Genomic DNA, 19,183 nt, shown 5'->3' with positions numbered 1-19,183 from the left:
ATCATTAAAACGATGAGGAGGTACTATGTTTTCTGTCGGCGATTTTGTGCAACCGCGTCAGGGCGGCCCGAAACTGAAGGTGCTTGAAGTAAAAGATGACAGCATTGTGGCTGTGCAGGCCAGCAATGAAAAGGGTGAGAAATTTACGCTGAATGCCGCAGACGTGACGCTGTACACTGAAGACGGTGACTTTGGCGTCTGCTAAGGGAGCAACCGGGCGGAACTTCCGCCCGGCTTACGGATTAGATCAGAAAATCATCCAGTGATTTACCGCTTGCCAGCGCAGCAGCGATCGCTTTTGGCGTACGCCCCTGACCGGTCCATGTTTTCTCTTCGCCATTCACGTCAATAAAACGATATTTCGCTTCACGCGCTTTACGTTTTTTCGCTGGTTGACCCGCCTGGACCAAATCGGCACCCAGCAGATCGCTTGGGGAAATACCATCAGCCTTCATCCGTTCCAGCAGCGCATTAATTTTATCCTGCTGTTCTGCACGCTGTTGCTCGACTTCAGCCTGTTCGCTTCGTTTTTCTTCGGCAACGATCCTGACTTTTTCCAGCATTTCTTCCAGAACGTCCAGGGATAATTCACGCGACATGGCACGCAGAGTACGGATATTATTCAGATTCTGTAAGGTTAAAGACATTTAATTGAAAACCTTTTTTATGGAAAAATAGAAAATCAACTTACAGAGTAATTCATTTCTTCCGCAATATCCACCCATCGGGTCGACTTACCAATATCGCAAATGTTTTAAAATATTTAATTTAATTATGAACGCCTAATTTCTCTCGACCAAATCATCACACCAATATAAATGGTCAATTTTAATCCAAATCAAAGAACGCCCTGCTGCGGGATGCTGGGCCATTCACTCGTCACCACATTAAATGTAATCCTTTGATTTTTATAAACAAATAACCAACCGAGACAGAAAATAACGCACCGAACAAAAAACAGGCAACTTTAGAGCACTTTGTGGATAAAATGGCAACAAATAAAAATTAATCACTAGTTGTCACTTCAAAGGTAGAGATATACGCTATACGCGTAAAATAAACCAACCTAAAGCACTAATTGCCACGGGTCAAAACGATACTATTGTGTTCTTCTTAAGGAGTTCAGACATGTTCTCACCGCAATCTCGCTTGCGCCATGCGGTAGCGGATACTTTCGCGATGGTTGTCTACTGTTCCGTCGTGAACATGCTGATTGAAATATTCCTCTCCGGAATGTCCTTCGAGCAGTCACTTTCTTCTCGTCTTGTGGCGATCCCGGTTAACATTATTATTGCGTGGCCTTACGGATTATACCGTGATGCCGTCATGCGAAGTGCTCGCCGCATTAGCCCGTCAGGCTGGGCGAAAAACCTGGCAGACGTTCTGGCGTATGTAACGTTCCAGTCTCCGGTATACGTTGCCATTTTGCTGGTCGTGGGCGCGGACTGGCATCAAATCGCCGCAGCGGTAAGCTCAAATATCGTGATTTCTATGTTGATGGGCGCGGCGTACGGCTATTTTCTCGACTACTGTCGTCGCCTGTTCAAAGTTAGCCAGTACAGCCAGGCTAAGGCGTGATGTGAGGCGACTGGCCAATGCCAGTCGCAGACTTACTGAACGTCGCCAAACAGTCCCGTCAGAAACCGCTCCAGCGCCATGCGCGAACTGAAACCGTGCGGAATACCATAATGCTCATGCCTCTCGCCGCCTAAATAGAGCGGAAATTGCTGATAATGATCGCAGGTTTTAATATCCGAGGCAGGCTCAGCAAATGACTGGCTTCTGTCTTTGAGCGTCGGGTGAATAATGAGAGCTGTGCGCCCCATTCTTGCTTCACGGTTAACGTAAACATAATTCTCGCCACGGCGATATCCGTAAGCTTTTGATGTTACCTCATCCATGGTGAATCCCGCTTTTTCAAGAACGCGCGCCACCTCATCGGGTCGTAAATACATATCTCTTCCTCATTATCATTACTGCCCGGCAACCTTACAGTATTCAGCATTAGCAGGGCTTTCAGAATATTCCATAAACTGCCCGATAAGGCGTGACTCGCTTCAGATATTAAATTTCTGAACTAAACTAAACGGGAACACAAATTATGGAGGATCGTATGTTTAACAGACCGAACCGAAACGAAATTAACGACGACGCTCAGGATATTCGTAATGATGTCAGCCAATTAGCGGACACGCTGGAGGAAGTGCTGAAGTCCTGGGGTTCAGATGCCAAGGACGAAGCAGATGCCGCAAAACGTAAGGCTCAGTCTCTGCTGCGTGAAACGCGTGCCCGGATGCACGGACGGTCACGTGCGACGCAAGCGGCCTGCGACGCGGTCAGCTGTGCGAATACCTTCGTCCGCGAGAAACCGCTCTGCGCGCTCGGGACAGTAGCCGCCGTCGGTATTTTTGTTGGCGCACTGCTGAGCCTGCGTAAGTAAGTTCCGCATAGCGGCCCCGGGAGCCTCTGGCACCGGGGCTTTTTTTGTCCGAACGCCTGAGAAACCCGTATAGCTTGCCCTGCCCTGCTAAGCTCATCACCAGGGCAATATTTATCTGAAATTCCCATATCTTGTATGGTTGAAACTTATCTCAACTACATCTAGTATTCCCTTTAGCAAGAGACACACAACCTGACGCGATAACTCGCGCCGCTCCCTCATTCTAAATGGAAATACGAATCATGAGCATTATTATTTACACTCGTAACGATTGTGTTCAGTGCCACGCGACTAAACGGGCGATGGAGAGCCGCGGCGTGGCGTTTGAAATGGTCAATATCGATCTGGTTCCTGACGCTGCCAACACCCTGCGTGCGCAAGGTTTCCGCCAGCTGCCGGTGGTGGTCGCTGGGGAAACCAGCTGGTCTGGCTTTCGTCCGGACATGATTAACCGCATTGCCGCTCAGGCCGCCAGTGCATGAGTGGGCTGGTCTACTTCTCCAGCAGCTCGGAAAACACGCATCGATTTATCGAGCGCGTCGGGCTGCCTGCGGTGCGCATCCCGCTTAACGAGCGAGAGCGTATTCAGGTAGACGCCCCTTACATTCTGGTGGTGCCCAGCTATGGCGGGGGTGGAACGGCCGGCGCGGTACCTCGTCAGGTTATCCGCTTTCTTAACGATCCCCACAACCGACAGCTTATCCGTGGCGTTATTGCCGCAGGCAATCGTAACTTTGGCGATGCCTTTGGCCGCGCCGGGGATGTTATCTCTCAAAAATGCGGCGTGCCCTATCTCTATCGGTTTGAGCTGATGGGGACACAGCAGGACGTAGAGAACGTGCGTAAAGGAGTAAACAAATTTTGGCAACGACAACCGCAGAACGTGTGATTCAGGCGACGCCTGATTACCACGCATTAAATGCAATGCTCAACCTCTATGACCGCGAGGGACGCATCCAGTTTGGCAAAGATCATGATGCGGTGGACGCCTTTTTTGCGGCACACGTTCGTCCGAACAGCGTGACGTTTGCCAGCCAAAACGCGCGTCTCGACTATCTCGTCAAGGAAGGCTACTACGAAGAGCGCGTATTGAGCCGCTACGATCGCGCCTTCGTGGTGAAGCTGTTTGAGCAGGCCCACGCGCGCGGCTTTCGTTTTCAAACCTTCCTCGGGGCGTGGAAGTATTATACCAGCTACACCCTCAAAACTTTCGACGGCAAACGCTATCTGGAGAGCTTTGAAGATCGCACCGTAATGGTGGCACTTACGCTTGCACAAGGCGATGAGGCGCTGGCCGAACGGCTAGCCGATGAGATCCTGTCAGGACGCTTTCAGCCCGCCACGCCGACCTTCCTCAACTGCGGAAAAGCCCAGCGCGGGGAGCTGGTCTCCTGCTTCCTGCTGCGTATTGAAGACAACATGGAGTCGATTGGCCGCGCGGTAAACTCGGCGCTGCAGCTGTCTAAGCGCGGCGGGGGCGTGGCGTTTCTGCTCTCCAACCTGCGCGAAGCGGGTGCGCCGATTAAACGCATTGAGAACCAGTCCTCCGGGGTGATTCCGGTAATGAAAATGCTGGAAGATGCCTTCTCTTATGCGAATCAGCTTGGCGCGCGCCAGGGCGCTGGCGCCGTTTATCTGCACGCGCATCATCCGGATATTCTGCGTTTTCTGGACACCAAACGCGAAAATGCCGATGAAAAAATCCGCATCAAAACCCTGTCTTTAGGGGTGGTTATCCCGGACATCACCTTTGCCCTCGCCAAACAGAATGCCGACATGGCGCTATTCTCGCCTTACGATATTGAGCGTATCTACGGCAAAGCATTCGGAGATGTGGCTATCAGCGAGCTGTATGACGACCTGGTGGCCGACGATCGTATTCGCAAGACGTACATTAACGCCCGCGACTTCTTCCAGACGCTGGCTGAAATTCAGTTTGAGTCCGGCTACCCGTACATCATGTACGAAGACACGGTGAATCGCGCCAACCCCATTGCTGGGCGGATTAATATGAGCAACCTGTGCTCGGAGATCCTGCAGGTCAACAGCGCCTCCACCTTTGACGAAAACCTCGACTATGCGGATATCGGCAAAGATATCTCCTGCAACCTCGGCTCGCTGAATATTGCCCATACCATGGACTCGCCGGATTTTGGCCGCACGGTCGACACCGCCATTCGCGGGCTGACGGCGGTCTCGGACATGAGTCACATCCGCAGCGTGCCGTCCATTGAGGCGGGTAATGCCGCGTCGCACGCCATCGGCCTCGGGCAGATGAACCTGCACGGCTATCTGGCGCGAGAAGGCATCGCTTATGGCAGCCCGGAAGGGCTGGATTTTACCAATCTCTATTTCTACACCATCACCTGGCATGCCGTGCATACGTCGATGATGCTGGCGCGCGAGCGCAGCCAGCGCTTCGCCGGCTTTGAACAATCGCGCTACGCCAGCGGGGAGTATTTCCGGCAGTATCTGGAAGACGACTGGCAGCCAAAAACGCAGAAAGTGCGCCAGCTGTTTGCCCGGGCCGGGATCGTCCTGCCTACGCGCGAAATGTGGCGTCATCTGCGCGACGACGTGATGCAACACGGCATCTATAACCAGAACCTGCAGGCGGTGCCGCCGACCGGATCCATCTCCTACATCAACCACGCCACGTCGAGCATTCATCCGATTGTGTCGAAAATAGAGATCCGCAAGGAAGGTAAAACCGGGCGCGTTTACTACCCTGCCCCGTTTATGACCAATGAAAATCTGGCGTTGTATCAGGACGCGTACGAGATCGGCCCGGAAAAAATAATAGATACCTATGCCGAGGCGACCCGGCACGTGGATCAGGGGCTGTCGCTGACGCTGTTCTTCCCGGACACCGCGACCACGCGGGATATTAACAAGGCGCAAATCTACGCCTGGAAGAAAGGCATCAAGACGCTGTACTACATTCGCCTGCGCCAGCTTGCGCTGGAAGGCACCGAAATTGAAGGCTGCGTGTCCTGCGCGCTGTAAGGAGAAAGGATGAAACTGTCACGCGTGAGTGCCGTTAACTGGAACAAGATTCAGGACGATAAAGATCTGGAGGTGTGGAACCGCCTCACCAGCAACTTCTGGCTGCCAGAAAAGGTGCCGCTTTCTAACGATATTCCGGCATGGCAAACGCTCAGCCAGGCCGAACAGCAGCTGACTATCCGCGTGTTTACCGGCCTGACGCTGCTGGACACTATTCAAAATAGCGTCGGCGCGCCTGCGCTGATGGCCGATTCGCTGACGCCGCATGAAGAGGCGGTGATGTCGAACATCAGCTTTATGGAGGCGGTTCATGCCCGCTCCTATAGCTCGATTTTCTCTACGCTTTGTCAGACCAAAGACGTGGACGCGGCTTACGCCTGGAGTGAAGAGAGCGCGTCATTGCAGCGTAAGGCAAACCTGGTGTTGGCGTATTACCGGGCCGATGAACCGCTAAAGAAAAAAATCGCCAGCGTGTTCCTGGAATCCTTCCTCTTCTATTCCGGCTTCTGGCTGCCAATGTACTGGTCAAGCCGCGGCAAGCTCACCAACACCGCGGATTTGATTCGCCTGATCATTCGTGATGAAGCGGTTCACGGGTATTACATTGGCTATAAATACCAGAAAGGGCTGGAGACCGTGAGCGACGCCAAGCGTGCGGAGCTAAAAGGGTTTGCTCTCGATGTGTTAATGGATCTGTACGACAACGAGCTGAGCTATACCGAAGAGCTTTACGCCGGAACCGGCTGGGAGGAGGACGTGAAAGCCTTCCTCTGCTATAACGCCAACAAAGCGCTGATGAACCTGGGCTACGAGGCGCTGTTTCCACCAGAAATGGCGGAAGTGAACCCGGCGATCCTGGCGGCGCTGTCGCCCAACGCAGACGAAAACCATGATTTCTTCTCCGGGTCTGGCTCGTCCTATGTGATGGGCAAAGCAGTGGAGACTGAGGATGAAGATTGGAACTTTTAATGAACATATTAACGTTCATTAATTTAATATAAATTCCATTAATTCCTCCATAATATTGTCAGGACAACTACACTGTAATTTCCACGTCATATTCGCCTGAATAACTCCGATTCAGGCGAAATTCTCCGATGCAGCAGCAAAAAAATCACAAAAATTCAAATCGTGCTCAGCCCTTTATTCATGGGAAATTCAGCCGTTTCGCTTATGGCAAAACGCCTGTAACCCGCGGCGGCAGGGTTGTCTCAGATTCTCAGTATGTTAGGGTAATGCCAGTTAACTATTTACCATGGTAATGATATCGACATAAACAAATAACAGGACACTCTCTATTGCATGGCAATTAAATTAGAAGTGAAGAATCTTTATAAAGTATTTGGCGAGCATCCACAGCGCGCATTCAAATATATTGAGAAAGGCCTTTCGAAAGAGCAAATTCTGGAAAAAACTGGGCTATCGCTTGGCGTTAAAGACGCCAGTCTGGCCATTGAAGAAGGCGAGATTTTTGTCATCATGGGGTTATCCGGCTCGGGTAAATCCACTATGGTTCGCCTTCTCAATCGCCTGATTGAACCCACCCGCGGGCAGGTCCTGATTGATGGCGTCGATATCGCCAGAATATCAGACGCAGAGCTTCGCGAGGTGCGCAGAAAGAAGATTGCGATGGTGTTTCAGTCATTCGCGCTCATGCCGCATATGACGGTACTCGATAATACCGCTTTTGGTATGGAGTTAGCGGGCGTGGGTGCCGATGAGCGCAAGGAAAAAGCGCTGGATGCACTGCGTCAGGTCGGCCTGGAGAATTACGCTCACGGTTATCCGGATGAACTTTCCGGCGGTATGCGTCAGCGTGTGGGATTAGCCCGCGCATTAGCCATTAATCCAGACATATTATTAATGGATGAAGCCTTCTCTGCGCTCGATCCCTTAATTCGCACCGAGATGCAGGATGAACTGGTAAAATTACAGGCAAAACATCAGCGTACCGTGGTCTTTATTTCCCACGATCTGGATGAAGCCATGCGTATTGGCGACCGTATTGCCATTATGCAAAACGGTGAAGTCGTGCAGGTCGGCACGCCGGATGAAATTCTGAATAACCCGGCAAATGATTATGTCCGTACGTTTTTCCGCGGCGTGGATATTAGCCAGGTCTTTAGCGCCAAAGATATTGCCCGCCGATCTCCCAACGGTATTATTCGTAAAACGCCAGGTTTCGGCCCGCGCTCCGCGCTTAAGCTGCTTCAGGATGAAGACCGTGAATACGGTTATCTGGTCGAACGCGGTAATAAATTTGTTGGCATTGTCTCCATCGACTCCCTAAAAACCGCGCTAAGCGAAAATCAGGGAATCGATGCGGCGTTAATCGACGCACCGCTTGCCGTGGACGCCGAAACGCCGCTCAGCGAATTGCTCTCCCACGTGGGGCAGGCACCCTGTGCCGTACCCGTCGTCGGTGAAGAACAACAGTACGTCGGCATCATTTCAAAACGCATGTTGCTGCAGGCTTTAGATCGCGAGGGGGCACACAATGGCTGATCAATCTAACCCGTGGGGTACGCCCACTGACGCAGCGGATAGCGCTGCACAATCCGCCGATGCGTGGGGAACATCCGCCGCGCCAGCCGATGGCGGTGGAACCGCAGACTGGCTGAACAGCGCGCCAGCACCTGCACCCGAGCATTTCAATATCATGGATCCGTTCCACAAAACGCTGATCCCGCTGGACCGCTGGGTTACGGAAGGGATCGACTGGGTGGTCACGCACTTCCGTCCACTCTTCCAGGGCATCCGCGTGCCGGTGGATTACATCCTGAACGGCTTCCAGCAGCTGATGCTGGGCATGCCAGCGCCCGTCGCCATCATTCTGTTTTCCCTGATTGCCTGGCAATTTGGTAGCGCAGGCATGGGGATCGCTACCCTGATTTCGCTGATTATCATCGGTGCGATTGGCGCCTGGTCGCAGGCGATGATCACGCTGGCGCTGGTGCTCACCGCCCTGCTCTTCTGCGTGGTGATTGGCTTACCAATGGGGATTTGGCTGGCGCGCAGCCCGCGGGCGGCGAAGATTATTCGTCCGCTGCTGGATGCAATGCAGACCACGCCGGCGTTCGTGTATCTGGTGCCTATCGTGATGCTGTTCGGCATCGGCAACGTGCCGGGCGTAGTGGTGACCATTATCTTCGCCCTGCCGCCTATTATTCGTCTGACCATCCTCGGTATTAACCAGGTGCCAGCGGATCTTATTGAAGCATCACGCTCGTTCGGCGCCAGCCCGCGTCAGATGTTGTTTAAAGTTCAGCTTCCGCTGGCGATGCCAACCATCATGGCTGGCGTTAACCAGACGCTGATGCTGGCCCTCTCGATGGTGGTCATCGCCTCAATGATTGCCGTGGGCGGTCTTGGGCAGATGGTCCTGCGCGGTATTGGCCGTCTCGATATGGGACTGGCAACCGTCGGAGGCGTCGGCATTGTGATCCTCGCCATTATTCTTGACCGCCTGACGCAGGCTGTCGGTCGTGATTCACGCAGTCGCGGCAACCGTCGCTGGTATACCACCGGCCCTGTCGGGTTAATTACCCGCCCATTTGTAAAATAAGGAACAACGATGCGACATCGCGTACTTTTTGCCACAGCGTTTGCCACCCTTGTCTCCACCGGCACCTATGCGGCCGACCTGCCGGGCAAAGGCATTACCGTGCAACCGGTTCAGAGCACCATTTCAGAAGAGTCTTTCCAGACGCAGATTGTCAGCCGTGCGCTGGAAAAACTGGGCTATACGGTCAATACCGCCAGCGAAGTGGATTACAACGTTGGCTACACCTCGATTGCCTCCGGCGATGCCACCTTTACCGCGGTTAACTGGCAGCCGCTGCATGACGATATGTATGCCGCCGCGGGCGGTGATAAGAAATTCTACCGTCAGGGCACCTTCGTGACCGGTGCGGCCCAGGGTTATCTGATCGACAAGAAAACCGCCGATAAGTATCACATCACCAATATTGAACAGCTGAAAGATCCGAAGATCGCCAAACTGTTCGACACCAACGGTGACGGCAAAGCCGACATGATGGGCTGTTCGCCGGGCTGGGGCTGTGAAGCGGTAATTAACCACCAGAACAAAGCCTTCGATCTGGCGAAAACGGTCGACGTGAGTCACGGTAACTATTCCGCCATGATGGCCGATACCATTGCCCGCTTTAAAGAAGGCAAACCGGTTATTTACTACACCTGGACGCCGTACTGGGTCAGCGACGTGCTGAAGGCGGGTAAAGACGTGGTATGGCTGCAGGTACCGTTCTCCTCCCTGCCGGGCGAGCAGAAAGATATCGACACCAAACTGCCGAACGGCATGAACTACGGCTTCCCGGTGAACACCATGCATATCGTTGCGAACAAAGCCTGGGCGGAGAAAAACCCGGCAGCCGCGAAGCTGTTCTCGGTCATGAAGCTGCCGCTGGCGGATATCAATGCGCAGAACGCCATGATGCACGAGGGCAAATCCTCTGAAGCTGACGTGAAAGGCCACGTCGACGGCTGGATTAAAGCCCACCAGCAGCAGTTCGATGGCTGGGTGAAAGCCGCGCTGGACGCGCAGAAGTAAAACGATCCTTCCCTCTCCCACGGGGAGAGGGAATCTAAACCGCACAATCCATCACCCAACAATCCCCCCACGTTCACAATCATTGGTTATTATGGTTTCTGGAAAAATAATCACTTAACTCACGATTCCTGAATCTAATGACTAAAACAACTCAAGCGCTTAGCCCCGCACTTATCCTTTTAATGTCCGTGGCAACGGGTCTGGCTGTCGCCAGCAACTATTACGCGCAACCTCTGCTCGAAACCATCGCCCGCGCGTTCAACCTTTCCGCCAGCTCGGCTGGCTTTATTGTTACTGCGGCACAGCTTGGCTATGCCGCGGGCCTGCTGTTCCTGGTTCCGCTAGGCGATATGTTTGAGCGGCGGATGCTGATTGTCTCCATGACGCTGTTGGCGGCAGGCGGGATGCTGATCACCGCCAGCAGCCAGTCGCTGACAATGATGATTATCGGCACCGCGCTGACGGGACTGTTCTCCGTCGTGGCGCAAATTTTGGTACCGCTGGCCGCGACGCTGGCCTCGCCGGAAAAACGTGGGAAAGTGGTCGGCACGATCATGAGCGGCCTGCTGCTGGGGATTTTGCTGGCGCGAACCGTTGCGGGTCTGCTGGCAAGCCTGGGCGGCTGGCGTACCGTTTACTGGGTGGCGAGCGTGCTGATGGTAATCATGGCGCTGGCGCTGTGGCGGGGCCTGCCGAAAGTGAAGCAGGAGAACCACCTGAACTACCCGCAGCTGCTGGCCTCCGTCTTCAGCCTCTTTACTCAGGATAAACTGCTGCGCACCCGCGCGCTGCTGGGATGTTTCACCTTCGCCAACTTCAGCATTTTATGGACGTCGATGGCCTTTCTGCTGGCGTCACCGCCCTTTAACTATTCCGAAGGGGTGATTGGTCTGTTTGGTCTCGCCGGTGCGGCAGGTGCTCTGGGCGCGCGTCCGGTAGGCGGGCTGGCCGATAAAGGCAAGTCTCACCTGACCACCTCCGCCGGATTGATTTTACTTCTGCTCTCCTGGGCCGCCATCTGGTATGGACACGTCTCGGTACTGGCGCTGATCGTGGGGATTTTGGTCCTCGACCTCACCGTACAGGGCGTGCATATCACCAATCAGACCGTCATCTACCGCGTCGCGCCAGAGGCGCGTAATCGCCTCACGGCCGGGTACATGACCAGCTACTTCATCGGCGGCGCGGCAGGGTCTTTAATTTCAGCCTCGGCATGGCAGCATGCGGGCTGGTCAGGCGTGTGTACGATTGGGGCAATCGTCGCTGTACTGAACCTGGTTGTATGGTGGCGCGGTTATCATCGCCAGGAGGCGATTCACTAAGTTTTACATTGCTTTGGGCCTCTTAGGGTATTAAGGGGCCCTGCAGTCTGTTAATGTAAACGTAATCATTTATCCCAGAAATTTTAATGTGGGTGACATATTTACTACCGGCATGAATAGTTCAGACCCCCGTCCTCACATCCTCGCTTCCGGGGTATCACCCCAACCTTTAATGTGCTCACCGGGTCACGGACTTACCCGGCGCTTTCTGATGGTGACATTCATTTGGCGAATATAACCGCACAAATAATTCATTTACATCATTTGTCACTATCGTTACTATATCGGCTGTAATTAATGAGGTTATGCCCAAAATGGATAGTTCGTTTACGCCCATTGAACAAATGCTTAAATTCCGCGCCAGTCGTCATGAGGAGTTCCCGTATCAGGAAATCCTGCTGACCCGCCTGTGCATGCACATGCAGGGTAAACTGCTGGATAACCGTAATAAGATGCTGAAAGCTCAAGGGATTAACGAGACGTTGTTTATGGCGTTAATTACGCTGGAGTCTCAGGAAAACCACAGCATTCAGCCATCTGAACTGAGCTGCGCACTGGGATCGTCCCGTACAAATGCGACCCGTATTGCGGATGAGCTCGAAAAACGCGGCTGGATTGAGCGCCGTGAAAGCGACAACGATCGCCGTTGTCTGCATCTGCAACTGACCGAAAAAGGTCACGAATTCCTGCGCGAAGTGCTACCGCCTCAGCACAACTGCCTGCACCAACTCTGGTCTGTTCTGAGTACCGCCGAACGCGACCAGCTTGAGCACATCACTCGCAAGCTACTCACCCGTCTGGATCAGATGGATGAAGACGGCGTCATTCTTGAGGCGCTGCGCTAACGCGACGACACGCTCGATAATCCAGATTTAAAAAAGAAAACCGACAGGCCAGCACGTCACACTGCTGGCCTTTCTGACAACAGGTCGGCTCAGCCGATGTGAAAATAAGAAGATCGTGGAGAACAACAATGAGCGCAAATGCGGAGAACACCAACCCGCAGCAACCGGCTAACAAGAAAGGTAAACGTAAGAGTGCCCTTCTTGTGCTGACCTTGCTCTTTATTATTATTGCCGTGGCATATGGGATCTATTGGTTTTTAGTATTGCGTCATGTTGAAGAGACAGACGATGCATACGTGGCAGGGAACCAGGTACAGATTATGGCGCAGGTGTCGGGCAGCGTGACGAAAGTCTGGGCTGACAATACCGACTTTGTGCAAAAAGGGGATGTGCTGGTCACACTCGATCCGACCGACGCCCAGCAGGCGTTTGAAAAAGCACAGACGGAGCTGGCCTCCAGCGTCCGTCAAACACGCCAGCTGATGATTAACAGCAAACAGCTCCAGGCCAGCATCGATGTGCAAAAAACCGCACTGGCGCAGGCGCAGAGCGACTTGAATCGTCGCGTTCCTCTCGGCACCGCTAACCTGATTGGCCGCGAAGAGCTGCAGCATGCTCGCGATGCCGTTGCCAGCGCACAGGCGCAGCTGGATGTGGCGATTCAACAGTACAACGCCAACCAGGCAATGGTGCTCGGCACCAGTCTGGAAAATCAGCCTGCGGTGAAACAGGCGGCAACCGAAGTGCGTAACGCATGGCTTGCCCTGCAGCGTACCAAAATTGTCAGCCCAATGACCGGCTATGTCTCTCGTCGCTCCGTGCAGCCAGGCGCGCAGATTGGTACCACCACGCCGCTGATGGCGGTGGTTCCGGCCAACAACCTGTGGGTGGACGCGAACTTCAAAGAGACGCAGCTTGCCCATATGCGTATCGGCCAGTCCGCGACAATTGTCAGCGACATCTACGGTGACGACGTGAAATACACCGGTAAAGTCGTCGGTCTGGATATGGGGACCGGCAGCGCCTTCTCGCTGCTGCCAGCCCAGAATGCCACCGGTAACTGGATTAAAGTGGTTCAGCGCCTGCCGGTACGTATCGAGCTGGATGCCAAACAGCTGGCGGATCATCCGCTGCGTATTGGTCTGTCGACGCTGGTGACGGTGGATACCGCCAACCGCGATGGCCAGATCCTGGCAAGCCAGGTACGAAGCACCCCGGCTTATGAAAGTAACGCCCGTGAAATTAGCCTCGATCCGGTCAACAAGCTGATCGATGACATCGTGAAGGCAAACGCTGGTTAATCCGAAGGTGAGCGTTATGCAACAGCAAAAGCCGCAAAAACCGCTGGAAGGCGCGCAGCTGGTCATTATGACCATTGCGCTCTCTCTGGCGACATTCATGCAGGTGCTGGACTCCACCATCGCAAACGTGGCGATCCCCACGATCGCCGGGAACCTTGGCTCATCGCTGAGCCAGGGGACCTGGGTCATTACCTCGTTCGGGGTGGCGAACGCCATCTCCATTCCGATCACCGGCTGGCTGGCGAAGCGCGTTGGTGAAGTGAAGCTGTTCCTGTGGTCAACGGTCTTGTTCGTTCTCGCCTCCTGGGCGTGCGGCATGTCCAACAGCCTGACGATGCTGATTTTCTTCCGCGTCATTCAGGGGATTGTGGCCGGGCCGCTGATTCCGCTATCGCAGAGCTTACTGCTGAACAACTACCCGCCGGCAAAACGCTCCATCGCGCTGGCGCTGTGGTCGATGACAGTGATTGTTGCGCCGATTTGTGGGCCGATTCTGGGCGGGTATATCAGCGATAACTACCACTGGGGCTGGATCTTCTTTATCAACGTTCCCATTGGTGCGCTGGTGGTACTGATGACGCTGCAGTCCCTGCGCGGTCGCGAAACGCGTACCGAACAGCGGCGCATTGACGGCATCGGGCTGGCGTTACTGGTTGTCGGCATTGGTAGCCTGCAGATCATGCTCGACCGTGGTAAAGAGCTCGACTGGTTTGCCTCTACGGAAATCATCGTCCTGACGGTAGTCGCCGTGGTCGCCATTAGCTTCCTGATCGTCTGGGAGCTGACGGACGACAACCCGATAGTCGACCTGTCGCTGTTTAAGTCGCGAAACTTCACCATCGGCTGCTTGTGTATCAGCCTCGCCTACATGCTCTACTTCGGCGCGATCGTTCTGCTGCCGCAGCTATTGCAGGAGGTATACGGCTATACCGCAACCTGGGCAGGCCTTGCCTCCGCACCGGTGGGGTTGATACCCGTCCTGCTGTCGCCGATCATCGGCCGGTTCGCCCACAAGCTCGACATGCGCAGGCTGGTGACGTTCAGCTTCATTATGTACGCGGTCTGCTTCTACTGGCGTGCGTATACGTTCGAACCGGGAATGGACTTTGGCGCTTCCGCATGGCCGCAGTTTATTCAGGGCTTTGCCGTGGCGTGCTTCTTTATGCCACTGACCACCATCACGCTTTCCGGCTTGCCGCCTGAGCGAATGGCGGCGGCATCGAGCCTGTCGAACTTCACCCGAACGCTGGCGGGCTCGATTGGGACGTCCATTACCACGACGCTGTGGACCAACCGCGAGTCGTTGCACCACGCGCAATTGACCGAAGCGGTTACCCCGTTCAACCCTAATGCTCAACAGATGTATAGCCAGCTTGAGGGCATGGGGATGACGGAGCAGCAGGCGTCAGGCTGGATCGCCCAGCAGATCACCAATCAGGGCCTGATTATCTCGGCAAACGAGATTTTCTGGATATCGGCGGGGATCTTTATTGTTCTGCTGGGGCTGGTGTGGTTTGCCAAACCACCGTTTGGCGCCGGTAGCGGCGGCGGCGGCGCGCACTAGCCCACGTTGTCCAAAACGCGACAGCGATTGTCAGTTCCGATACAGCAGCGCTCCTGAAATCTCTTCACGATAGTGAAAAGATAACAGGAGCGCATCATGCTGAACACACCCGCCGACAAATACCAGCCCTATCCCCCTCTCTTTGCCCGACCGTTGCTGGCCGGAGCAACGTATCACGCACGCGCCACGTTAGCTCTCTACCGATCTGCGCGACGGCAATCAGGCGCTGGCCGAGCCGATGGACAGCACGCGCAAGCTGCGGTTCTGGGTGCTGATGCTGAGCTGTGGGTTTAAAGAGATCGAGGTCGCCTTCCCGTCCGCCTCGCAGACTGACTTCAACTTTGTTCGCCAGCTGATTGAAGAGAACCGCATTCCGGAGGATGTCACCATTCAGGTGTTTACCCAGGCGCGGGAAGACCTGCACGGGCGGCACGACGCAACAGCCAAACGCGCTATCCACCCTCACCACCCCGCTTAGGCTGTGCAACAGCTGCGCGCAGTCGTGCTGGTGCCGCGGCTCGCCTTCACCATGACATGACGCTAGTCATGCGCAAACGGAACGAGTGGGCGGTGGGTAAAGGAGAACGTTGCGGTTGTGGTCATGGGGTGAGATAACCCTCTCCTTGTGGGAGAGGGAAAAGGTGCACTAGATGTGCAATTCCTGCAGTTTTTCTTTTGGCAGGGCCAGCTCTTCGTTGCTGTTCACGCGAACGTCACGTTCGATGATGTGACGCGCGATGTCCTGCGCTTCTTCCAAAGAGTGCATCTGGTACGTCCCGCACTGGTAAACGTTCAGCTCAGGGATCTGGTTCTGCTCTTTCACCTTCAGCACGTCTTCCATCGCCGCTTTCCACGCATCCGCGACGCGTTTCTCGTCAGGCACGCCAATCAGGCTCATGTAGAAACCGGTACGGCAGCCCATCGGGGAGATGTCGATGATTTCAACGCCGTTGCCGTTCAGGTGGTCACGCATGAAACCGGCAAACAGGTGTTCAAGGGTGTGAATACCTTTTTCCGGCATCACTTCTTTGTTCGGCACGCAGAAGCGCAGATCGAATACGGTGATCGTGTCGCCGTGCGGGGTGTGCATGGTCTTCGCCACGCGGACTGCAGGTGCTTCCATACGGGTATGGTCGACAGTAAAGCTATCTAATAACGGCATACGTCACCTCCGATAGTGATTTTTTTTAAAATAAACTGAACTCTTCTACAGAATGCGCGTCTGAGTATATGAAAGACGCGCATTTGTTATCATCATCCCTGAATTCAGAGATGTATATTTTGGCCACAGCGATGTGGCCTTTTTCTTTTCTGCTTAACCCTGCTTCGCCAGAAACATCTCAAACGACTCAGTATCCGCCGCTTCGATCTCTTTCTGACGCACAACGGACGCCTCACGTTCCGCCACAAAATCCGCTTCGCTCAGCACGTCTAATGGCTCTTCCTTCAGCATGTCACGGTATTCCGCAGCAAGCGATCGCCCTGTGCCGCCAATCCCTTGATCAATCATAGAACGCAAAATACGGGCAGAGAACGTCAGCTCCGGATTATCAAAAGACTCAACCAGCTGGTCGCACACGTTTTGATAGGCTTCACCGCCGTAAACGCCGTCCATTGTCTGGGCAACGCGCTTCAGGTCGCGGAATAGATCTTTACCCACTTTTGCCAGCGGGAATTGCGCCGTTTCACAGCCGATACCCAGCGTCAGACCCGGCTTGCGCCCTTCCAGAATCACGCGATTCCAGTTGGTGCGGGTGCAGAGCAGTTCGTCAGAACTCATTTCCGGCGCGTCGGCCAGTACGCACCAGACCATAAACAGGTCCAGGAAGCGAACCTGCTGTTCATCAACACCAATCGGTGAGAACGGGTTGATGTCCAGAGAGCGCACCTCAATGTACTCAATGCCGCCGCGCTGCAGCGCATCTGAAGGCGTTTCACCGCTGCGGGTGACGCGTTTCGGTCGAATTGGCGCGTACAGTTCGTTCTCAATCTGCAATACATTGCTGTTGATTTGCAGGCGCTTACCGTCTTTTTCGAGGCCGATTTTCTCGTACTCTTCCGACGGGGTTTTGATCGCTCGCTTCAATCCTGCCACATATTCATGCAAATCGTTAAACGTAATACCGAGATTGCTTTGCGATTTATTGGTATAGCCAAGATCGCTCAGGCGCAAAGAAGTCGCGTACGGCAGGTAATACATTCCGCAGTCGGTCTTCTCGAACGGCAGCGTGGTGGGTTTCCCCTGCAGGAACGATGAGCAGATCGCAGGAGACGCACCAAACAGATAAGGAATGACCCAGCCGAAACGGTAATAATTGCGGATCAGGCGGAAATAGCCCGCAGAGATCGCTTCTTTATCCGTTTCACCGCACTTCGCCTGCCAGAACGCCATTGGCAAAGAGAAATTGTAGTGAACGCCTGAGATCGTCTGCATCAGTGCGCCGTAGCGGTTTTTCAGCCCCTCACGGTACAACGTTTTCAGACGACCAATATTCGAGGTGCCGTATTGCGCAAGTTCAATATCCTGTCCTTGCTCGATATAGCACGGCATGCTGAGCGGCCACATACGCTCATCGCCCAGATTACGGGCGGTAAAGCGATGAACGTCGCGTAAAATTGTCAGCATACGATCAATATCACCTTCTACCGGAGTGATAAACTCCAGCAGCGCTTCGGCGAAATCGGTTGTGATCCATTTATGTGTCAGCGCCGAGCCTAACGCCTCGGGGTGACCCGTTGTCGCTAAGCTGCCATCCGCGTTTACGCGCAGCGTTTCACGCTCAAGGCCACGCTGAATACCCTTCAGTGCCTGAGGGTGGTTTTCCAGCCAGGCCAGCGCCTGTGATACGTCCGGGATCAATTTGACCTCCCGCCTGTCAAAAAATTGTCACTCAGCATAATTGTAATGGTTGACGATTGAAGGTCGCGTATTCATTCCACCAATTAGTGCCACCACGTCATACCCTGCAGCGTTACCCATGCCACGAGAACATAGCGCAACGCCTTGCCAAGGCACAAAAAAAAGAGCACCGGTCCCCAGGAGATGCGCATCCATCCCGCCAGCATACACAGTAAATCACCTATTACAGGCATCCAGCTTAATAACAGCGTGGCAGCGCCATAGCGTTTTAGCCAGCCGACTGCCTTTTCCTGCCAGCGCGATTTTTCACGCAGCGGAAAGAAACGCCCAAGAATAACGTTAGTCAGCCCCCCAAGGCTATTACCCATTGTTGCTATTAACACCAGCAACCAGGGTTGACTCACGTCGGACAACAGCATCGCCACCAGCACCACTTCCGAATTGCCCGGTAACAGCGTGGCGCTTAAAAAACTGCTGGCGAATAATGAGGCAAGTGACAGCGCGTCACTCACAGTAAACGAACATCCACCGCCGCCATTCCGGCATCATGCGCCGCCTGAATACCGAAATCAGCATCTTCAAATACCACGCATTTTGCCGCAGGCACACCCATTAATTCTGCGCATCGCAGGAAGGTATCCGGTGCAGGCTTGTGGTTTTTAACATGATCGGCGGCAACAACGGCAGAAAAATAATGACGCAGGCCAAGATGGCTGAGCAATGCTTCCGCAATAGCGCTTTCACTGCCCGTCCCGACCGACATAGGGCGACGTCCGTGCCACTCTTTTACCACATCGATTAACGGCAAAGGACGCACGGTGTCCAACAGCATAGCTTTTACTGCGTCGGTTTTTTCGCGCGCGAGCTGGTGAGGGTCGAGATCGGCCTGATTCAGTTCAATCACGGCCTGTGCAATACGCCAGGTTGGGGATCCGTTGAGGGCAATCATCGCCTGAAGATCGAAGCGCATGCCGTAACGCCCCAGGACATCAGTCCAGGCTTTACGGTGCGTGGGTTCGGTATCCAGAAGGGTGCCATCCATATCGAAGATCAAACCGTCATACTGTGCGTACATCGAGCTCTCGCTAACCGATTAACAAAGCATTACTTTATCGTAAATGGGGATTTTTGTCGCTGATTGCGAAGTGATAACAATGAGAGTGATTAAGAACTAAACATCGAAGGGAATGACAAGGAGAGATGGTGCATCCGGGAGGATTCGAACCTCCGACCGCTCGGTTCGTAGCCGAGTACTCTATCCAGCTGAGCTACGGA

The 19,183-nt window shown here is 54.0% G+C and carries 20 protein-coding genes and 2 pseudogenes; 15 read left to right on the top strand and 7 right to left on the bottom strand.

The window, feature by feature from the left end; genetic code table 11:
* Positions 1-25: 25 nt before the first annotated feature.
* Complete coding sequence (locus V5P19_RS20640) at positions 26-205, top strand: hypothetical protein (protein WP_334407028.1); 180 nt, start codon at positions 26-28, stop codon at positions 203-205.
* 37 nt (positions 206-242) lie between these two features.
* Here the strand turns inward: V5P19_RS20640 and stpA are convergent, their stop codons facing one another.
* Complete coding sequence (gene stpA / locus V5P19_RS20635; protein ID WP_334407027.1) at positions 243-647, bottom strand: DNA-binding protein StpA; 405 nt, start codon at positions 645-647, stop codon at positions 243-245.
* 481 nt (positions 648-1,128) lie between these two features.
* On the opposite strand from stpA, the gene alaE reads away from it, so the two are divergent.
* Positions 1,129-1,578, top strand: a complete 450-nt coding sequence (gene alaE / locus V5P19_RS20630) for an L-alanine exporter AlaE (RefSeq protein ID WP_334407024.1) — start codon at positions 1,129-1,131, stop codon at positions 1,576-1,578.
* Between the two features lie 32 nt (positions 1,579-1,610).
* On the opposite strand, the gene V5P19_RS20625 is transcribed toward alaE, so the two are convergent.
* Positions 1,611-1,955, bottom strand: a complete 345-nt coding sequence (locus V5P19_RS20625; RefSeq protein ID WP_334407022.1) for a DUF2002 family protein — start codon at positions 1,953-1,955, stop codon at positions 1,611-1,613.
* A 158-nt stretch (positions 1,956-2,113) separates the two neighbouring features.
* On the opposite strand from V5P19_RS20625, the gene V5P19_RS20620 reads away from it, so the two are divergent.
* The 13 genes and pseudogenes from V5P19_RS20620 to V5P19_RS20560 all read left to right on the top strand — a co-directional run.
* Positions 2,114-2,440 (top strand): DUF883 domain-containing protein, encoded by a 327-nt coding sequence (locus V5P19_RS20620; protein ID WP_334407020.1) that lies wholly within the window; start codon positions 2,114-2,116, stop codon positions 2,438-2,440.
* A 242-nt stretch (positions 2,441-2,682) separates the two neighbouring features.
* Complete coding sequence (gene nrdH / locus V5P19_RS20615; RefSeq protein WP_334407018.1) at positions 2,683-2,922, top strand: glutaredoxin-like protein NrdH; 240 nt, start codon at positions 2,683-2,685, stop codon at positions 2,920-2,922.
* Positions 2,919-3,329: a class Ib ribonucleoside-diphosphate reductase assembly flavoprotein NrdI gene (gene nrdI, locus V5P19_RS20610; protein WP_334407016.1), complete on the top strand. Its 411-nt coding sequence runs from the start codon at positions 2,919-2,921 to the stop codon at positions 3,327-3,329. The genes nrdH and nrdI overlap by 4 nt, the downstream gene beginning before the upstream one ends.
* On the top strand, positions 3,302-5,446 hold the full coding sequence (gene nrdE, locus V5P19_RS20605) for a class 1b ribonucleoside-diphosphate reductase subunit alpha (RefSeq protein ID WP_334407014.1): 2,145 nt from the start codon (positions 3,302-3,304) through the stop codon (positions 5,444-5,446). The genes nrdI and nrdE overlap by 28 nt, the downstream gene beginning before the upstream one ends.
* Positions 5,447-5,455: 9 nt before the next feature.
* The gene (gene nrdF / locus V5P19_RS20600; RefSeq protein ID WP_334407012.1) at positions 5,456-6,415 is read left to right on the top strand and encodes a class 1b ribonucleoside-diphosphate reductase subunit beta; all 960 of its coding nucleotides are present in this window, start codon (positions 5,456-5,458) and stop codon (positions 6,413-6,415) included.
* A 333-nt stretch (positions 6,416-6,748) separates the two neighbouring features.
* A complete protein-coding gene (gene proV / locus V5P19_RS20595) occupies positions 6,749-7,951 on the top strand; it encodes a glycine betaine/L-proline ABC transporter ATP-binding protein ProV (RefSeq protein WP_334407010.1) in 1,203 nt (400 codons plus the stop codon).
* Positions 7,944-9,011, top strand: a complete 1,068-nt coding sequence (proW, locus tag V5P19_RS20590; protein WP_334407008.1) for a glycine betaine/L-proline ABC transporter permease ProW — start codon at positions 7,944-7,946, stop codon at positions 9,009-9,011. Before proV ends, proW begins: the two co-directional genes overlap by 8 nt.
* Before the next feature lie 9 nt (positions 9,012-9,020).
* Positions 9,021-10,016 carry a glycine betaine/L-proline ABC transporter substrate-binding protein ProX gene (proX, locus tag V5P19_RS20585; RefSeq protein ID WP_334407006.1) on the top strand — a complete coding sequence of 332 codons (996 nt, stop codon included), beginning with the start codon at positions 9,021-9,023 and terminating at the stop codon, positions 10,014-10,016.
* Between the two features lie 137 nt (positions 10,017-10,153).
* The gene (locus V5P19_RS20580) at positions 10,154-11,338 is read left to right on the top strand and encodes an MFS transporter (RefSeq protein ID WP_334407003.1); all 1,185 of its coding nucleotides are present in this window, start codon (positions 10,154-10,156) and stop codon (positions 11,336-11,338) included.
* Between the two features lie 314 nt (positions 11,339-11,652).
* Positions 11,653-12,183 carry a transcriptional repressor MprA gene (mprA, locus tag V5P19_RS20575; RefSeq protein WP_334407001.1) on the top strand — a complete coding sequence of 177 codons (531 nt, stop codon included), beginning with the start codon at positions 11,653-11,655 and terminating at the stop codon, positions 12,181-12,183.
* Positions 12,184-12,311: 128 nt separating this feature from the next.
* On the top strand, positions 12,312-13,484 hold the full coding sequence (gene emrA, locus V5P19_RS20570; protein ID WP_334406999.1) for a multidrug efflux MFS transporter periplasmic adaptor subunit EmrA: 1,173 nt from the start codon (positions 12,312-12,314) through the stop codon (positions 13,482-13,484).
* 16 nt (positions 13,485-13,500) lie between these two features.
* On the top strand, positions 13,501-15,048 hold the full coding sequence (gene emrB / locus V5P19_RS20565; RefSeq protein WP_334406997.1) for a multidrug efflux MFS transporter permease subunit EmrB: 1,548 nt from the start codon (positions 13,501-13,503) through the stop codon (positions 15,046-15,048).
* 96 nt (positions 15,049-15,144) lie between these two features.
* Positions 15,145-15,460 (top strand): annotated as a pseudogene (locus V5P19_RS20560) (2-isopropylmalate synthase); the annotation flags it as partial.
* Between the two features lie 12 nt (positions 15,461-15,472).
* On the opposite strand, the pseudogene V5P19_RS20555 reads toward V5P19_RS20560, so the two are convergent.
* From V5P19_RS20555 to yqaB, 5 genes and pseudogenes are all read right to left on the bottom strand, one after another.
* Positions 15,473-15,651, bottom strand: a pseudogene (locus tag V5P19_RS20555) (AraC family transcriptional regulator); the annotation flags it as partial.
* Between the two features lie 43 nt (positions 15,652-15,694).
* The gene (gene luxS, locus V5P19_RS20550; protein WP_334406995.1) at positions 15,695-16,210 is read right to left on the bottom strand and encodes an S-ribosylhomocysteine lyase; all 516 of its coding nucleotides are present in this window, start codon (positions 16,208-16,210) and stop codon (positions 15,695-15,697) included.
* Between the two features lie 153 nt (positions 16,211-16,363).
* Positions 16,364-17,908 carry a glutamate--cysteine ligase gene (gene gshA, locus V5P19_RS20545; protein ID WP_334406993.1) on the bottom strand — a complete coding sequence of 515 codons (1,545 nt, stop codon included), beginning with the start codon at positions 17,906-17,908 and terminating at the stop codon, positions 16,364-16,366.
* A gap of 83 nt (positions 17,909-17,991) precedes the next feature.
* Positions 17,992-18,420, bottom strand: a complete 429-nt coding sequence (locus V5P19_RS20540; protein WP_334406991.1) for a YqaA family protein — start codon at positions 18,418-18,420, stop codon at positions 17,992-17,994.
* On the bottom strand, positions 18,417-18,983 hold the full coding sequence (gene yqaB / locus V5P19_RS20535) for a fructose-1-phosphate/6-phosphogluconate phosphatase (protein ID WP_334406989.1): 567 nt from the start codon (positions 18,981-18,983) through the stop codon (positions 18,417-18,419). Before yqaB ends, V5P19_RS20540 begins: the two co-directional genes overlap by 4 nt.
* Positions 18,984-19,183 lie beyond the last annotated feature (200 nt).

Source organism: Enterobacter sp. UNJFSC 003 (assembly GCF_036903355.1).
GTDB lineage: Bacteria > Pseudomonadota > Gammaproteobacteria > Enterobacterales > Enterobacteriaceae > Enterobacter.
The sequence above is the reverse complement of the archived record's forward strand: the minus strand, read 5'-3'. Positions and strand labels throughout refer to the sequence as shown.